General features: G+C 51.4%; 13 protein-coding genes. 12 read left to right on the plus strand and 1 reads right to left on the minus strand.

Annotated elements, in window-relative coordinates; genetic code table 11:
- Positions 1-158: 158 nt before the first annotated feature.
- The 6 genes from AB4H76_RS05435 (at position 159) to gudD (ending at position 6,227) form a co-directional block, all read left to right on the plus strand.
- On the plus strand, positions 159-488 hold the full coding sequence (locus tag AB4H76_RS05435; RefSeq protein WP_000206990.1) for a YqcC family protein: 330 nt from the start codon (positions 159-161) through the stop codon (positions 486-488).
- Positions 488-1,270: a tRNA pseudouridine(65) synthase TruC gene (gene truC, locus AB4H76_RS05440; RefSeq protein WP_000890001.1), complete on the plus strand. Its 783-nt coding sequence runs from the start codon at positions 488-490 to the stop codon at positions 1,268-1,270. The genes AB4H76_RS05435 and truC overlap by 1 nt, the downstream gene beginning before the upstream one ends.
- A gap of 17 nt (positions 1,271-1,287) precedes the next feature.
- Positions 1,288-1,737 carry a flavodoxin gene (locus AB4H76_RS05445; protein WP_000807753.1) on the plus strand — a complete coding sequence of 150 codons (450 nt, stop codon included), beginning with the start codon at positions 1,288-1,290 and terminating at the stop codon, positions 1,735-1,737.
- Between the two features lie 434 nt (positions 1,738-2,171).
- Positions 2,172-3,524, plus strand: a complete 1,353-nt coding sequence (gudP, locus tag AB4H76_RS05450) for a galactarate/glucarate/glycerate transporter GudP (protein WP_000097072.1) — start codon at positions 2,172-2,174, stop codon at positions 3,522-3,524.
- Between the two features lies 1 nt (position 3,525).
- Entirely contained in the window at positions 3,526-4,866 is a 1,341-nt protein-coding gene (locus tag AB4H76_RS05455; protein WP_000211764.1) for an enolase C-terminal domain-like protein, read from the plus strand.
- A 20-nt stretch (positions 4,867-4,886) separates the two neighbouring features.
- Positions 4,887-6,227, plus strand: coding sequence for a glucarate dehydratase (gudD, locus tag AB4H76_RS05460; protein WP_000098248.1), 1,341 nt, complete (start codon positions 4,887-4,889; stop codon positions 6,225-6,227).
- Between the two features lie 232 nt (positions 6,228-6,459).
- On the opposite strand, the gene barA is transcribed toward gudD, so the two are convergent.
- A complete protein-coding gene (gene barA / locus AB4H76_RS05465) occupies positions 6,460-9,216 on the minus strand; it encodes a two-component sensor histidine kinase BarA (protein ID WP_000186450.1) in 2,757 nt (918 codons plus the stop codon).
- A 56-nt stretch (positions 9,217-9,272) separates the two neighbouring features.
- Here barA and rlmD point away from each other — a divergent pair, with 56 nt between their 5' ends.
- The 6 genes from rlmD (at position 9,273) to pyrG (ending at position 16,244) form a co-directional block, all read left to right on the plus strand.
- Positions 9,273-10,574 carry a 23S rRNA (uracil(1939)-C(5))-methyltransferase RlmD gene (gene rlmD / locus AB4H76_RS05470; protein ID WP_077492052.1) on the plus strand — a complete coding sequence of 434 codons (1,302 nt, stop codon included), beginning with the start codon at positions 9,273-9,275 and terminating at the stop codon, positions 10,572-10,574.
- Between the two features lie 47 nt (positions 10,575-10,621).
- The gene (relA, locus tag AB4H76_RS05475; RefSeq protein WP_000226815.1) at positions 10,622-12,856 is read left to right on the plus strand and encodes a GTP diphosphokinase; all 2,235 of its coding nucleotides are present in this window, start codon (positions 10,622-10,624) and stop codon (positions 12,854-12,856) included.
- Between the two features lie 77 nt (positions 12,857-12,933).
- Positions 12,934-13,182: a type II toxin-antitoxin system antitoxin MazE gene (mazE, locus tag AB4H76_RS05480; RefSeq protein ID WP_000581941.1), complete on the plus strand. Its 249-nt coding sequence runs from the start codon at positions 12,934-12,936 to the stop codon at positions 13,180-13,182.
- On the plus strand, positions 13,182-13,517 hold the full coding sequence (gene mazF, locus AB4H76_RS05485) for an endoribonuclease MazF (protein ID WP_000254738.1): 336 nt from the start codon (positions 13,182-13,184) through the stop codon (positions 13,515-13,517). The genes mazE and mazF overlap by 1 nt, the downstream gene beginning before the upstream one ends.
- A 70-nt stretch (positions 13,518-13,587) precedes the next feature.
- Positions 13,588-14,379 carry a nucleoside triphosphate pyrophosphohydrolase gene (mazG, locus tag AB4H76_RS05490; RefSeq protein ID WP_001071648.1) on the plus strand — a complete coding sequence of 264 codons (792 nt, stop codon included), beginning with the start codon at positions 13,588-13,590 and terminating at the stop codon, positions 14,377-14,379.
- A 227-nt stretch (positions 14,380-14,606) separates the two neighbouring features.
- Entirely contained in the window at positions 14,607-16,244 is a 1,638-nt protein-coding gene (gene pyrG / locus AB4H76_RS05495) for a glutamine hydrolyzing CTP synthase (protein WP_000210878.1), read from the plus strand.
- The last annotated feature ends 83 nt before the right edge of the window (positions 16,245-16,327 follow it).

The raw sequence follows: 16,327 nt of genomic DNA on the forward strand, positions 1-16,327 counted from the left end.
ATTGGCCGCAAGGCCAGAGGAAAAGTTGTCAAGGATGAGCAGGGAGCAACAAAAGTAGCTGGAATGCTGCGAAACGAACCGGGAGCGCTGTGAATACAGTGCTCCCTTTTTTTATTCCTGCTATCCTTCGCGGCAGTTTTTCTTATTGAGGTTGCTTTATGACCACTCATGACCGCGTTCGTCTCCAGTTGCAGGCGCTTGAAGCGTTACTGCGTGAACATCAGCACTGGCGAAACGATGAACCCCAGCCGCATCAATTTAATAGTACCCAACCGTTCTTTATGGACACCATGGAACCACTGGAGTGGTTGCAGTGGGTGCTGATCCCGCGAATGCACGATTTGTTAGATAACAAACAGCCGTTACCGGGCGCTTTTGCCGTTGCACCCTATTATGAAATGGCGCTGGCGACGGACCATCCGCAACGCGCGCTTATTCTGGCTGAGCTGGAAAAACTGGATGCTCTTTTTGCGGATGATGCGAGCTAATGCTGGAAATACTCTATCAGGATGAATGGCTGGTTGCGGTAAATAAACCCTCCGGCTGGCTGGTTCACCGCAGCTGGCTGGATCGCGACGAGAAAGTAGTGGTCATGCAAACCGTGCGTGACCAGATAGGCCAGCATGTTTTTACTGCTCATCGTCTGGACCGACCCACTTCTGGTGTGTTGTTGATGGGATTATCCAGCGAGGCCGGACGGCTGCTGGCACAACAGTTTGAACAGCACCAAATCCAGAAACGTTACCATGCGATTGTGCGCGGCTGGTTGATGGAAGAAGCGGTGCTGGATTATCCACTGGTGGAAGAACTGGACAAAATCGCTGATAAATTTGCCCGCGAAGATAAAGGCCCGCAGCCAGCAGTGACGCATTATCGCGGTCTGGCGACCGTAGAAATGCCGGTAGCGACCGGACGTTACCCGACCACGCGCTACGGCCTGGTGGAACTGGAGCCGAAAACCGGACGCAAACATCAGCTTCGCCGACATCTTGCCCATTTGCGTCATCCGATTATTGGCGATAGCAAACATGGCGATTTACGCCAGAATCGCAGCGGTGCTGAGCATTTTGGCCTCCAGCGGTTAATGCTACATGCCAGTCAGTTGTCATTGACGCATCCTTTTACTGGCGAGCCGCTGACTATTCACGCGGGCCTGGACGACACCTGGATGCAGGCGTTATCACAATTTGGCTGGCGCGGTCTGCTTCCTGAAAATGAAAGGGTTGAGTTCAGTGCGCCATCGGGTCAGGATGGAGAGATAAGTTCCTAATCCAGGGAGAAAACGGTATGGCGGAAATTGGTATTTTTGTCGGCACCATGTACGGGAATTCACTGTTAGTGGCCGAAGAAGCGGAAGCGATTCTGACCGCGCAGGGCCACAAAGCAACGGTATTTGAAGATCCTGAATTAAGCGACTGGCTGCCCTATCAGGATAAGTATGTTCTGGTGGTTACGTCCACGACCGGGCAGGGCGACCTTCCTGATAGCATTGTGCCACTCTTTCAGGGAATCAAAGATAGTCTGGGCTTCCAGCCGAATCTGCGTTATGGCGTGATTGCGCTCGGCGACAGTAGTTATGTGAATTTCTGCAATGGCGGCAAACAGTTCGATGCCTTGTTGCAGGAACAGAGCGCTCAGCGGGTTGGCGAAATGCTGTTGATTGACGCCAGTGAGAACCCGGAACCGGAAACGGAATCAAATCCGTGGGTCGAACAGTGGGGCACGCTGTTGTCCTGATATGTTCAGCGAGCGGTAAATGTCGTTTTAGCGGTGCTGAATCGAATCTTTTCAGGCAAATGCCAGTAAAAACTGCTTCATAGCGCGGATTTTTACTGGCGTTTGCCTGGAGTTAAGCGATCCATTTCATACTCTTCTTTATTTCTTCGTTTTAACCCTTCCTTTCTTGTTCTTGTTTTCATTTCCGTGAAGTGGATTCCACCGTCCAGGGCTAATGCCAAAATCGGGCCTCATTGAACGCATTAATGTTGTGTTGTTGCACGGTGAGCCGCTATGGCGCGCTTTTTATACTGCTATTGCCAGATATAAACACGCGCCGTATTCGGCGAACGACCTATAAAAACGGCAAAAAACACCCTACGTCACCTCTGATTTCCTGGCGATGTCGCAGTCCAGAGTGAGCGTGGCTAACGCGAATTTTCAGGAGTGCAACAATGAGTTCTTTAAGTCAGGCTGCGAGCAGTGTGGAAAAACGCACAAATGCTCGTTACTGGATAGTGGTGATGTTGTTTATCGTCACATCCTTCAACTACGGCGACCGCGCTACGCTCTCTATCGCCGGTTCGGAAATGGCCAAAGATATCGGCCTTGATCCCGTGGGAATGGGCTATGTGTTCTCTGCTTTCTCATGGGCTTATGTTATCGGGCAGATCCCTGGTGGCTGGTTGCTGGACCGTTTTGGTTCAAAACGCGTCTACTTCTGGTCGATCTTTATCTGGTCGATGTTTACCTTGCTGCAAGGCTTCGTCGATATCTTTAGTGGATTCGGCATTATCGTTGCCCTGTTTACGCTGCGCTTCCTGGTCGGGCTTGCTGAAGCGCCATCTTTCCCCGGCAACAGTCGCATTGTTGCGGCCTGGTTTCCGGCGCAGGAAAGGGGAACGGCGGTGTCGATTTTTAACTCCGCTCAATACTTCGCAACGGTGATCTTCGCGCCGATTATGGGCTGGCTGACGCATGAAGTGGGCTGGTCACACGTCTTCTTCTTTATGGGCGGTCTGGGGATTGTCATCAGCTTTATCTGGTTGAAAGTCATCCACGAGCCAAATCAACATCCGGGGGTAAATAAGAAAGAGCTGGAGTACATCGCCGCGGGTGGTGCGCTGATCAATATGGATCAGCAAAACACCAAAGTTAAAGTGCCGTTCAGCGTGAAGTGGGGGCAGATCAAACAGCTGCTAGGGTCACGGATGATGATCGGCGTTTATATCGGTCAGTACTGTATCAACGCCCTGACTTACTTCTTTATTACCTGGTTCCCGGTTTATCTGGTGCAGGCACGCGGGATGTCGATTCTGAAAGCGGGCTTTGTGGCTTCCGTTCCGGCGGTTTGCGGTTTTATCGGCGGTGTGCTGGGTGGGATTATTTCCGACTGGCTGATGCGCCGCACGGGATCGCTGAACATTGCGCGTAAAACACCGATCGTAATGGGCATGTTGCTGTCGATGGTGATGGTGTTCTGCAACTACGTCAACGTTGAGTGGATGATCATCGGCTTTATGGCGCTGGCCTTCTTCGGTAAGGGCATCGGGGCGCTGGGTTGGGCAGTAATGGCAGATACCGCGCCAAAAGAGATCAGCGGTCTTTCCGGTGGCCTGTTCAACATGTTCGGTAACATTTCTGGCATCGTCACGCCAATCGCAATTGGTTATATCGTTGGCACGACTGGCTCCTTTAATGGGGCGCTGATTTATGTTGGTGTTCATGCCTTAATCGCGGTACTGAGCTACCTGGTGCTGGTGGGCGATATCAAGCGTATCGAGCTGAAACCTGTCGCGGGGCAATAAGATGACGACACAATCCAGTCCTGTTATTACTGATATGAAAGTCATTCCGGTCGCCGGGCACGATAGCATGTTGCTTAATATTGGTGGGGCACATAACGCATATTTCACCCGCAATATTGTGGTACTCACCGATAACGCCGGGCATACCGGCATTGGTGAAGCGCCGGGCGGAGAGGTGATTTATCAGACGCTTGTCGATGCTATTCCGATGGTTCTGGGCCAGGAAGTTGCGCGCCTGAATAAAGTGGTTCAGCAGGTGCATAAAGGTAATCAGGCAGCCGATTTTGATACCTTCGGCAAAGGTGCCTGGACTTTTGAATTGCGCGTTAATGCCGTGGCGGCGCTGGAAGCCGCCTTGCTTGACCTGCTAGGTAAGGCGCTGAATGTTCCGGTCTGCGAACTGTTGGGGCCAGGCAAGCAACGCGAGACTATTACCGTCCTCGGTTATCTGTTTTATATCGGTGATCGGACCAAAACCGATCTTCCTTATCTGGAAAATACGCCGGGCAACCATGAGTGGTATCAGTTGCGCCATCAGAAAGCGATGAACAGCGAAGCCGTTGTGCGTCTGGCGGAAGCCTCACAGGATCGCTACGGCTTTAAAGATTTCAAACTTAAGGGCGGGGTGTTACCTGGCGAGCAAGAAATCGACACTGTTCGTGCATTGAAGAAAAGCTTCCCGGATGCGCGGATTACCGTTGATCCCAACGGTGCCTGGCTGCTTGATGAAGCCATTTCTTTGTGCAAAGGGCTGAATGATGTTCTTACCTATGCCGAAGATCCATGCGGCGCAGAACAGGGCTTCTCCGGACGTGAAGTGATGGCGGAGTTTCGGCGGGCGACCGGCTTGCCCGTCGCGACTAACATGATCGCCACCAACTGGCGCGAAATGGGTCATGCGGTGATGCTCAATGCGGTAGATATTCCACTTGCCGATCCGCACTTCTGGACGCTTTCCGGTGCAGTCCGTGTGGCGCAGCTTTGCGACGACTGGGGGCTGACCTGGGGCTGCCATTCTAATAACCATTTCGATATCTCTCTGGCGATGTTTACCCATGTGGGCGCGGCGGCACCGGGTAATCCTACCGCTATCGATACCCACTGGATTTGGCAGGAGGGCGATTGTCGCCTGACCCAAAATCCGCTGGAGATTAAAAACGGAAAAATTGCCGTTCCTGATGCGCCCGGTCTGGGCGTGGAACTGGACTGGGAACAGGTACAAAAGGCACATGAGGCCTATAAACGTCTGCCTGGCGGTGCGCGTAACGACGCAGGTCCGATGCAGTACCTGATCCCCGGCTGGACCTTTGACCGTAAACGTCCCGTTTTCGGCCGTCATTGATTCTGAAAAAGGACATAAATATGAGTTCTCAATTTACGACGCCTGTTGTTACTGAAATGCAGGTCATCCCGGTGGCGGGTCATGACAGTATGCTGATGAATCTGAGTGGTGCACACGCACCGTTCTTCACGCGTAATATTGTGATTATCAAAGATAATTCTGGTCACACTGGCGTAGGGGAAATTCCCGGCGGCGAGAAAATCCGTAAAACGCTGGAAGATGCGATTCCGCTGGTGGTAGGTAAAACGCTGGGTGAATACAAAAACGTTCTGACGCTGGTGCGTAATACTTTTGCCGATCGTGATGCCGGCGGGCGCGGTTTGCAGACATTTGATTTGCGTACCACTATTCATGTAGTTACCGGGATAGAAGCGGCAATGCTGGATCTGTTGGGGCAGCATCTGGGGGTAAACGTGGCATCGTTGCTGGGCGATGGCCAACAGCGTAGCGAAGTCGAAATGCTCGGTTATCTGTTCTTCGTCGGTAATCGCAAAGCCACACCGCTGCCGTATCAAAGCCAGCCGGATGACTCATGCGACTGGTATCGCCTGCGTCATGAAGAAGCGATGACACCGGATGCGGTGGTGCGCCTGGCGGAAGCGGCGTATGAAAAATATGGCTTCAACGATTTCAAACTGAAGGGCGGTGTACTGGCCGGGGAAGAAGAAGCCGAGTCTATTGTGGCACTGGCGAAACGTTTCCCGCAGGCGCGTATTACGCTCGATCCTAACGGTGCCTGGTCGCTGAACGAAGCGATTAAAATTGGTAAATACCTGAAAGGTTCGCTGGCTTATGCAGAAGATCCGTGTGGTGCGGAGCAAGGTTTCTCCGGGCGTGAAGTGATGGCAGAGTTCCGTCGCGCGACAGGTCTGCCGACTGCAACCAATATGATCGCCACCGACTGGCGGCAAATGGGCCATACGCTCTCCCTGCAATCCGTTGATATCCCGCTGGCGGATCCGCATTTCTGGACAATGCAAGGTTCGGTACGTGTGGCGCAAATGTGCCATGAATTTGGCCTGACCTGGGGTTCACACTCTAACAACCACTTCGATATTTCCCTGGCGATGTTTACCCATGTTGCCGCCGCTGCACCGGGTAAAATTACTGCTATTGATACGCACTGGATTTGGCAGGAAGGCAATCAGCGCCTGACCAAAGAACCGTTTGAGATCAAAGGCGGGCTGGTACAGGTGCCAGAAAAACCGGGGCTGGGTGTAGAAATCGATATGGATCAAGTGATGAAAGCCCATGAGCTGTATCAGAAACACGGGCTTGGCGCGCGTGACGATGCGATGGGAATGCAGTATCTGATTCCTGGCTGGACGTTCGATAACAAGCGCCCGTGCATGGTGCGTTAAGACAGAAAACCAAAACCGGCTCTGTCAGGAGCCGGTTTGAGACTGATGCCAAACACAAAATTGCCTGATGCGCTACGCTTATCAGGCCTACATGCTTTTTAATTTATTGAATTTAATTGGTTTTGTAGGCCGGATAAGGCGTTAACGCCGCATCCGGCATAAACACAGGCACTTTGTCACCAATCTGAAACCAGCGTCATAAAAAGCCGATTGCTACTCGACAAGACATCCATTACCCGAGAATTTTGCTGGCTTCGCGCGCGACATTATCCATCTCGTCCAACAGTTCCAGCAGCTCCGGTTCCAAATCTTCTTCTTTAGTACCGCTACGTAGCTGTTGTTCGATCAGTTGGCAGAGATTCTTCATACGTGGCACACCGCTATAGCCGCAACTGCCATGCAGTTTATGAATCAAATCAACCAGGCCTTCCGGGTTTTCTCCAACCAGCTGTTCCTCAACTTTGTTGCGAACTTCAGGCAGGAAATCGAGTAACATTTGCAGCATATCGCGCGCTAAATCGGTTTTTCCTGCTGCCTGGCGTAGTGCCAGTTGCCAGTCGAGGGTCGCATTCGGGTTCACCACAATTTCGTTGACTTCGGGCGTCACGACGCGAGAGGAAATACCGCTGCCAGGCTTGTAGCGCAACAACAAATTATGCAATCGCTCTTCTTCAATCGGTTTCGCCAGATAATCGCTCATCCCTGCGCCAAGCAGCTTCTCTTTTTGCCCGGCCATTGCATGCGCCGTTACCGCGATAACCGGCGTTTGTTGCTGATGCGGGAGTTGGTGGATGAGTTCGCAGGCCCGAATGCCATCCATGTCCGGCATTTGAATATCCATTAAGATCAAATCGAACGGCATCTGTTTCGCCCGTTCAACCGCCTGATGCCCGCTATCGCAAAGTTCCACATGTTGCACCATATCTTCCAGCAATGCGCCGATAAGTTTCAGGTTAGCGGGGTTGTCATCAACCGCCATGACTGTCATTGCCAGCTTACTTTCATCGGTTACAGGCAAAAGCGTGTTTTGTTTGTGATGACAAAATTCCGTCAGGGCAGGCAACAGGCGTGTAGGTGTTAATGGTTTCAGCAGACACGCGCCGATACCATCTTGCTTGAGTTTTTCAGCATTGACTTGTGCATGGCAAGGAAGTGCCAGCATCAGGAAATCGGTCATCGATACCGCTTTCGCTAATCGCTCATGTTGCATTGTTAGCGGCTCGCGGAAGGTCACCGCGATGCCTAACAACATCATGTCGTAATGCGCGGGAGGCAGCGCGGAGAACGTTGGGCTATAAACCACTTCCAGCGGCGTTTCACTTAAAATATCCAGCGTGCATTGCGCTGCTGCGGAGTTTGGTTCGACATAGGCCAGGCGCTTACCTGCGAGGCACTGGGTGGATGGCCCTTCGATAATAATGTTCGGGTTCAGATCGAGATTAATGTGGAACCAGAAAGTTGAACCGCGATTCGGCTGGCTATGGAACGAAATATCGCCGCCCATTTCATTAACCAGTTTTTGTGTAATCACCAGCCCCAGCCCGGTGCCACCATGACGGCGGGAAATACTGGCATCAGCCTGTCGGAAGGCCTGGAATAAGCGCGATTGATCGCGTTCAGGAATACCAATGCCGGTATCCCGAATCTGCACTTCAATCTGCACTTTGGTATTACTCAGCGCACGTTTTTCTACCAGAATATCAATGTTGCCATTCTCGGTGAATTTAATTGCATTCCCCACCAGGTTAGTGATGATTTGCTGTAATCGCAGCGGGTCGCCGATCACGTTATCAGGCACGTCGCTTTTAATATTGAGCGTCAGTTCTAACCCTTTATCGTGAGAAGAATGTGCCAGCAGAGTAACGACTTCATCCAGCGTGCTGCGTAGTGGGAATGGAATACTTTCCAGAATCAGCTTACCTGCTTCCAGTTTCGAGAAGTCGAGAACATCATTAATAATTGCCAGCAAATTATTTGCCGAACGTTCAATCGTATTCAGGTGATCGCGCTGCGTTGGTGTTAATTCTGTTTTCAGCGTCAGGCGGGTAAAGCCAATAACACCATTCAGTGGTGTACGCAGCTCGTGTGACATATTTGCCAGAAACTCGGATTTAATACGCGCCGCTTCCTGGGCGCGCTTTTTCGCCAGATCTAACTCAACGTTCTGAATTTCCATCTGCTCCAGCGTTTCACGCAGATCGGACGTCGCCTGGTCGATATTGTGCTGCATCTCTTCGTGATAAGCAGCCAGCGACATTGCCATCGAGTTGATACCGTTTTTCAGCATATCCAGCTCGCCGAGCATAAATCCTTCCACCCGGCTGTCGAGTTGCCCGCGACGGATGCGGTCGACGGTATTCACCATGTTGCGAATCGGACCGGTTACATCGCGCATTAAGCGCCAGCCAAAAATAAGCGCAATACCGATACAAAACAGCATCATCACGCTGGAAATAAAGATCTCTTTATATTGCTGCAAGCGAACCGATTTAAGATCCAGCTCCAGCGCAATATATCCCAACATATTTTGACTATTTTTGGCATCGCTACTGGGCGATTCGTCGGGGGAGTAACTCTCAGAAATAATCGGCGTGCGGAGGATCATAATATCGCCGTCACGAGTGACAGTGAGCTGGCGAGGAAACGGCACGTTGCTGCCGAGCTGCATTGATGAGGGATCAAGATGAAAATTGGAGGTGACAAAGAGTCGGTTATTTTCATCATAAACCGAAATCGCGCGAACAATATCGGAATGGCGACGATGCAGTACGCTTATTAACTGACCGATAGATTCGCGATTTTGCAGGCTCATGCCATATTCAGTAGAAACTGCAAGCGGCTCAATAATGCTGGCACCGGCATCTTCCAGTTGACGCTGCAAGTCGTTATAGCGATGCACGACGAAAAAGATACTCAGCAATAAACCAATAAGGACGGTCGGTGCCAGGATCAGAATCATCATGCGTGCGCGCAGGCTGTAGTTGGTCATGGAGTTCCGTTATGGGACAATTAAGGTCACACTGTTAAATTGAGAAAGTCTCGCCAATGGCGCAATTCTACTCTGCAAAACGACGCACGACGACGCGTCAGATCATAACCGTTTCAGTCAACGACCTCGACTCTTTTGGTCAGGGCGTGGCGCGACATAACGGCAAAACGCTATTTATCCCCGGATTATTGCCGCAGGAAAACGCGGAAGTTACTGTTACTGAAGATAAAAAACAGTATGCCCGCGCTAAAGTCGTACGCCGGTTAAGCGATAGCCCGGAACGCGAAACGCCACGCTGTCCTCATTTTGGCGTATGCGGTGGCTGTCAGCAACAACACGCCAGCGTGGATTTACAGCAGCGAAGCAAAAGTGCGGTACTCGCCCGATTAATGAAACACGATGTCTCTGAAGTGATCGCCGATGTTCCCTGGGGCTATCGCCGTCGCGCGCGTTTAAGTCTGAACTACTTACCGAAAACACAGCAACTTCAGATGGGGTTTCGCAAAGCGGGCTCCAGTGACATTGTCGACGTCAAACAATGCCCCATTTTAGCGCCCCAACTTGAAGCATTGCTGCCCAAAGTCAGGGCATGTCTGGGCAGCTTACAAGCTATGCGCCATCTTGGTCATGTTGAACTGGTACAGGCAACCAGCGGCACGCTGATGATTTTGCGCCATACCGCACCGCTAAGTTCGGCAGATCGCGAAAAACTGGAACGCTTTTCGCATTCTGAAGGCCTGGATCTGTATCTCGCCCCCGATAGTGAGATACTCGAAACCGTCTCTGGTGAGATGCCCTGGTATGACTCAAACGGGTTGCGCTTAACTTTTAGCCCGCGCGATTTTATTCAGGTCAATGCGGGTGTGAACCAAAAAATGGTAGCGCGTGCGTTGGAATGGCTGGATGTGCAACCTGAAGATCGCGTACTGGATCTGTTCTGCGGTATGGGCAACTTTACACTGCCATTGGCGACACAAGCTGCCAGTGTGGTGGGTGTAGAAGGTGTTCCGGCGCTGGTGGAAAAAGGCCAGCAGAATGCGCGTCTTAATGGCTTACAGAATGTGACGTTTTATCATGAAAATCTTGAAGAAGATGTCACAAAGCAGCCGTGGGCGAAAAACGGCTTCGATAAAGTGTTGCTGGACCCGGCGCGAGCAGGTGCCGCAGGTGTTATGCAGCAAATTATAAAACTGGAACCTATTCGTATAGTTTATGTATCCTGTAACCCTGCAACGCTGGCTCGGGATAGCGAAGCGTTATTAAAAGCAGGATATACCATTGCGCGACTGGCGATGCTGGATATGTTCCCACACACGGGACATCTGGAATCGATGGTACTTTTCTCGCGCGTTAAATAGTTGCGATTTGCCGATTTCGGCAGGTCTGGTCCCTAAAGGAGAGGACGATGGTTGCGGTAAGAAGTGCACATATCAATAAGGCTGGTGAATTTGATCCGGAAAAATGGATCGCAAGTCTGGGTATTACCAGCCAGAAGTCGTGTGAGTGCTTAGCCGAAACCTGGGCGTATTGTCTGCAACAGACGCAGGGGCATCCGGATGCCAGTCTGTTATTGTGGCGTGGTGTTGAGATGGTGGAGATCCTCTCGACATTAAGTATGGACATTGACACGCTGCGGGCGGCGCTGCTTTTCCCTCTGGCGGATGCCAACGTAGTCAGCGAAGATGTGCTGCGTGAGAGCGTCGGTAAGTCGGTCGTTAACCTTATTCACGGCGTGCGTGATATGGCGGCGATCCGCCAGCTGAAAGCGACGCACACTGATTCTGTTTCCTCCGAACAGGTCGATAACGTTCGCCGGATGTTATTGGCGATGGTCGATGATTTTCGCTGCGTAGTCATCAAACTGGCGGAGCGTATTGCTCATCTGCGCGAAGTAAAAGATGCGCCGGAAGATGAACGTGTACTGGCGGCAAAAGAGTGTACCAACATCTACGCACCGCTGGCTAACCGTCTCGGAATCGGACAACTGAAATGGGAACTGGAAGATTACTGCTTCCGTTACCTCCATCCAACCGAATACAAACGAATTGCCAAACTGCTGCATGAACGGCGTCTCGACCGCGAACACTACATCGAAGAGTTCGTTGGTCATCTGCGCGCTGAGATGAAAGCTGAAGGCGTTAAAGCGGAAGTGTATGGTCGTCCGAAACACATCTACAGCATCTGGCGTAAAATGCAGAAAAAGAACCTCGCCTTTGATGAGCTGTTTGATGTGCGTGCGGTACGTATTGTCGCCGAGCGTTTACAGGATTGTTATGCCGCACTGGGGATAGTGCACACTCACTATCGCCACCTGCCGGATGAGTTTGACGATTACGTCGCTAACCCGAAACCAAACGGTTATCAGTCTATTCATACCGTGGTTCTGGGGCCAGGTGGCAAAACCGTTGAGATCCAAATCCGCACCAAACAGATGCATGAAGATGCAGAGTTGGGTGTTGCTGCGCACTGGAAATATAAAGAGGGCGCGGCTGCTGGCGGCGCACGTTCGGGACATGAAGACCGGATTGCCTGGCTGCGTAAACTGATTGCATGGCAGGAAGAGATGGCTGATTCCGGCGAAATGCTCGACGAAGTACGCAGCCAGGTCTTTGACGACCGAGTGTACGTCTTTACGCCGAAAGGTGATGTCGTTGATTTGCCTGCGGGATCAACGCCGCTGGACTTCGCTTACCACATCCACAGTGATGTCGGACACCGCTGCATTGGGGCAAAAATTGGCGGGCGCATTGTGCCGTTCACCTACCAGCTGCAGATGGGCGACCAGATTGAAATTATCACCCAGAAACAGCCGAACCCCAGCCGTGACTGGTTAAACCCAAACCTCGGTTACGTCACAACCAGCCGTGGGCGTTCGAAAATTCACGCCTGGTTCCGTAAACAGGACCGTGACAAAAACATTCTGGCTGGGCGGCAAATCCTTGACGACGAGCTGGAACATCTGGGGATCAGCCTGAAAGAAGCAGAAAAACATCTGCTGCCGCGTTACAACTTCAATGATGTCGACGAGTTGCTGGCGGCGATTGGTGGCGGGGATATCCGTCTCAATCAGATGGTGAACTTCCTGCAATCGCAATTTAATAAGCCGAGTGCCGAAGAGCAGGACGCCGCCGCGCTGAAGCAACTTCAGCAAAAAAGCTACACGCCGCAAAACCGCAGTAAAGATAACGGTCGCGTGGTAGTCGAAGGTGTTGGCAACCTGATGCACCACATCGCGCGCTGCTGCCAGCCGATTCCTGGAGATGAGATTGTCGGCTTCATTACCCAGGGGCGCGGTATTTCAGTACACCGCGCCGATTGCGAACAACTGGCGGAACTGCGCTCCCATGCGCCAGAACGCATTGTTGACGCGGTATGGGGTGAGAGCTACTCCGCCGGATATTCGCTGGTGGTCCGCGTGGTAGCTAATGATCGTAGTGGGTTGTTACGTGATATCACGACCATTCTCGCCAACGAGAAGGTGAACGTGCTTGGCGTTGCCAGCCGTAGCGACACCAAACAGCAACTGGCGACCATCGACATGACCATTGAGATTTACAACCTGCAAGTGCTGGGGCGCGTGCTGGGTAAACTCAACCAGGTGCCGGATGTTATCGACGCGCGTCGGTTGCACGGGAGTTAGGCCGAAATTTGCTCGTATCTACAATGTAGATTGATATATACTGTATCTACATATGATAGCGGTTTGAGGAAAGGGTTATGATCCACAGTAGCGTAAAGCGTTGGGGAAATTCACCGGCGGTGCGGATCCCGACTACGTTAATGCAGGCGCTCAATCTGAATATTGATGATGAAGTGAAGATTGACCTGGTGGATGGCAAATTAATTATTGAGCCAGTGCGTAAAGAGCCCGTATTTACGCTTGCTGAACTGGTCAACGACATCACGCCGGAAAACCTCCACGAGAATATCGACTGGGGAGAGCCGAAAGATAAGGAAGTCTGGTAATGGTAAGCCGATACGTACCCGATATGGGCGATCTGATTTGGGTTGATTTTGACCCGACAAAAGGTAGCGAGCAAGCTGGACATCGTCCAGCTGTTGTCCTGAGTCCTTTCATGTACAACAACAAAACAGGTATGTGTCTGTGTGTTCCTTGTACAACGCAATCAAAAGGATATCCGTTCGAAGTTGTTTTATCCGGTCAGGAACGTGATGGCGTAGCGTTAGCTGATCAGGTAAAAAGTATCGCCTGGCGGGCAAGAGGAGCAACGAAGAAAGGAACAGTTGCCCCAGAGGAATTACAACTCATTAAAGCCAAAATTAACGTACTGATTGGGTAGTGTTACTAACTCACTTCTATTCTGGTCACAGGTTTCCACCTGACAGACCCGCAATTTTCAGGACAATTCAATGAATCAAATCGACCGTTTGCTCACTATTATGCAGCGCCTGCGCGATCCGGAAAACGGCTGCCCGTGGGATAAAGAGCAGACATTTGCCACCATTGCGCCTTACACCCTTGAAGAAACCTACGAAGTGCTGGACGCCATCGCCCGTGAAGATTTTGACGATCTGCGCGGTGAACTCGGCGATCTGCTGTTCCAGGTGGTGTTTTACGCGCAAATGGCTCAGGAAGAAGGGCGCTTTGACTTTAATGATATTTGCGCTGCGATTAGCGATAAATTAGAGCGTCGCCATCCGCATGTTTTTGCTGACAGTTCTGCCGAAAACAGTAGTGAAGTGCTTGCCCGTTGGGAGCAAATCAAAACCGAAGAGCGCGCGCAGAAAGCGCAGCATTCGGCGCTGGACGATATTCCTCGTAGTTTACCGGCTTTAATGCGTGCGCAAAAAATCCAGAAACGTTGCGCCAACGTTGGCTTCGATTGGACGACGCTTGGTCCGGTAGTCGATAAAGTCTACGAAGAGATCGACGAGGTGATGTACGAAGCGCGGCAGGCTGTTGTCGACCAGGCTAAACTGGAGGAGGAAATGGGGGACCTGCTGTTTGCCACGGTTAATCTGGCTCGCCATTTAGGGACGAAAGCAGAAATCGCATTGCAAAAAGCGAACGAAAAATTCGAGCGTCGTTTTCGCGAAGTGGAGCGTATTGTTGCCGCGCGTGGACTGGAAATGACAGGTGTTGACCTCGAAACAATGGAAGAAGTCTGGCAACAGGTAAAACGGCAGGAAATTGATCTCTAAGGGAATTACGCGGTCAAGCGCCATTTGTGTCATTTTTTAAATGACAAGCGCTTGATTTGCGTCAAAAACATTTACCCCAAAGGGGCTATTTTCTCACTCCTGATTTCAATAGTGCGCTGGCGAAGAGGAGGGATAATGAAAGTTTGTGGCACAGGTCATGTTCGGGTATACTGCTTTCCCGTCCTGGTTATTCCATCGTCTTTTCAACCTAACTTCTCAGGTTCAGCATGACAACGAACTATATTTTTGTGACCGGCGGGGTCGTATCCTCTCTGGGTAAAGGCATTGCCGCAGCCTCCCTCGCAGCCATTCTTGAAGCCCGTGGCCTCAATGTGACCATCATGAAACTGGATCCGTACATCAACGTCGATCCAGGTACTATGAGCCCAATCCAACACGGGGAAGTGTTCGTTACTGAAGACGGCGCTGAAACCGACCTGGACCTGGGGCACTACGAGCGTTTCATTCGTACCAAAATGAGCCGCCGCAACAACTTCACCACGGGTCGTATCTACTCTGACGTTCTGCGTAAAGAACGCCGCGGTGACTACCTCGGCGCAACCGTGCAGGTTATTCCGCACATCACTAACGCAATCAAAGAGCGCGTGCTGGAAGGTGGCGAAGGTCATGACGTAGTACTGGTAGAAATCGGCGGTACAGTAGGTGATATCGAATCCTTGCCGTTCCTCGAAGCGATTCGCCAGATGGCTGTTGAAATTGGCCGTGAGCACACTCTGTTTATGCACCTGACGCTGGTGCCGTACATGGCAGCGTCTGGTGAAGTCAAAACCAAACCGACTCAGCACTCTGTAAAAGAGCTGCTCTCCATCGGTATCCAGCCTGACATCCTGATTTGTCGTTCAGATCGCGCTGTTCCGGCGAACGAACGTGCGAAGATTGCATTGTTCTGTAATGTTCCGGAAAAAGCGGTTATTTCTCTGAAAGACGTCGATTCCATCTATAAAATTCCGGGCCTGTTGAAATCTCAGGGGCTGGACGATTATATTTGTAAACGATTCAGCTTAAACTGCCCGGAAGCGAATCTGTCCGAATGGGAACAGGTTATCTTCGAAGAAGCGAACCCGGTAAGTGAAGTCACCATCGGTATGGTCGGCAAGTACATTGAACTGCCGGATGCTTATAAATCAGTGATCGAAGCACTGAAACACGGTGGGCTGAAGAATCGTGTCAGCGTCAACATCAAACTGATCGATTCACAAGATGTTGAAACGCGCGGCGTTGAAATCCTTAAAGGTCTGGACGCAATCCTCGTACCTGGCGGTTTCGGCTATCGTGGCGTAGAAGGCATGATTACGACCGCGCGTTTTGCGCGTGAGAACAATATTCCTTATCTGGGCATTTGCCTGGGTATGCAGGTGGCGTTAATTGATTACGCTCGCCATGTTGCCAACATGGAGAACGCCAACTCTACGGAATTTGTGCCAGACTGTAAGTACCCGGTTGTGGCGCTGATTACCGAGTGGCGCGATGAAAACGGCAACGTTGAAGTTCGTAGCGAGAAGAGCGATCTCGGCGGTACCATGCGTCTCGGCGCACAGCAGTGCCAGTTGGTTGACGATAGCCTGGTTCGCCAGCTGTACAATGCGCCGACAATTGTTGAGCGTCATCGTCACCGTTACGAAGTCAACAACATGCTGTTGAAACAGATTGAAGATGCAGGTCTGCGCGTTGCGGGCCGTTCCGGGGATGATCAGTTGGTCGAGATCATCGAAGTTCCGAATCACCCGTGGTTCGTGGCTTGCCAGTTCCATCCGGAGTTTACTTCTACTCCACGTGATGGTCACCCGCTGTTTGCAGGCTTTGTGAAAGCCGCCAGCGAGTTCCAGAAACGTCAGGCGAAGTAAGTAAAAAAGTTAGAGCGGCAACGCGTACCCTGGGTACGCGTTGTTTGTCTGGAGTTTCAGTTTAACTAGTGACTTGAGGAAAA

It is taken from the genome of Escherichia sp. UTM R2, assembly GCF_048593455.1.
Taxonomy (GTDB): Bacteria; Pseudomonadota; Gammaproteobacteria; order Enterobacterales; family Enterobacteriaceae; genus Escherichia; species Escherichia coli.

Coding starts and splice junctions, on each gene's coding strand:
- AB4H76_RS05435 (WP_000206990.1), top strand. CDS start 159: ATGACCACTCATGACCGCGTTCGTCTCCAGTTGCAGGCGCTTGAAGCG.
- truC (WP_000890001.1), top strand. CDS start 488: ATGCTGGAAATACTCTATCAGGATGAATGGCTGGTTGCGGTAAATAAA.
- AB4H76_RS05445 (WP_000807753.1), top strand. CDS start 1,288: ATGGCGGAAATTGGTATTTTTGTCGGCACCATGTACGGGAATTCACTG.
- gudP (WP_000097072.1), top strand. CDS start 2,172: ATGAGTTCTTTAAGTCAGGCTGCGAGCAGTGTGGAAAAACGCACAAAT.
- AB4H76_RS05455 (WP_000211764.1), top strand. CDS start 3,526: ATGACGACACAATCCAGTCCTGTTATTACTGATATGAAAGTCATTCCG.
- gudD (WP_000098248.1), top strand. CDS start 4,887: ATGAGTTCTCAATTTACGACGCCTGTTGTTACTGAAATGCAGGTCATC.
- barA (WP_000186450.1), bottom strand. CDS start 9,216: ATGACCAACTACAGCCTGCGCGCACGCATGATGATTCTGATCCTGGCA.
- rlmD (WP_077492052.1), top strand. CDS start 9,273: ATGGCGCAATTCTACTCTGCAAAACGACGCACGACGACGCGTCAGATC.
- relA (WP_000226815.1), top strand. CDS start 10,622: ATGGTTGCGGTAAGAAGTGCACATATCAATAAGGCTGGTGAATTTGAT.
- mazE (WP_000581941.1), top strand. CDS start 12,934: ATGATCCACAGTAGCGTAAAGCGTTGGGGAAATTCACCGGCGGTGCGG.
- mazF (WP_000254738.1), top strand. CDS start 13,182: ATGGTAAGCCGATACGTACCCGATATGGGCGATCTGATTTGGGTTGAT.
- mazG (WP_001071648.1), top strand. CDS start 13,588: ATGAATCAAATCGACCGTTTGCTCACTATTATGCAGCGCCTGCGCGAT.
- pyrG (WP_000210878.1), top strand. CDS start 14,607: ATGACAACGAACTATATTTTTGTGACCGGCGGGGTCGTATCCTCTCTG.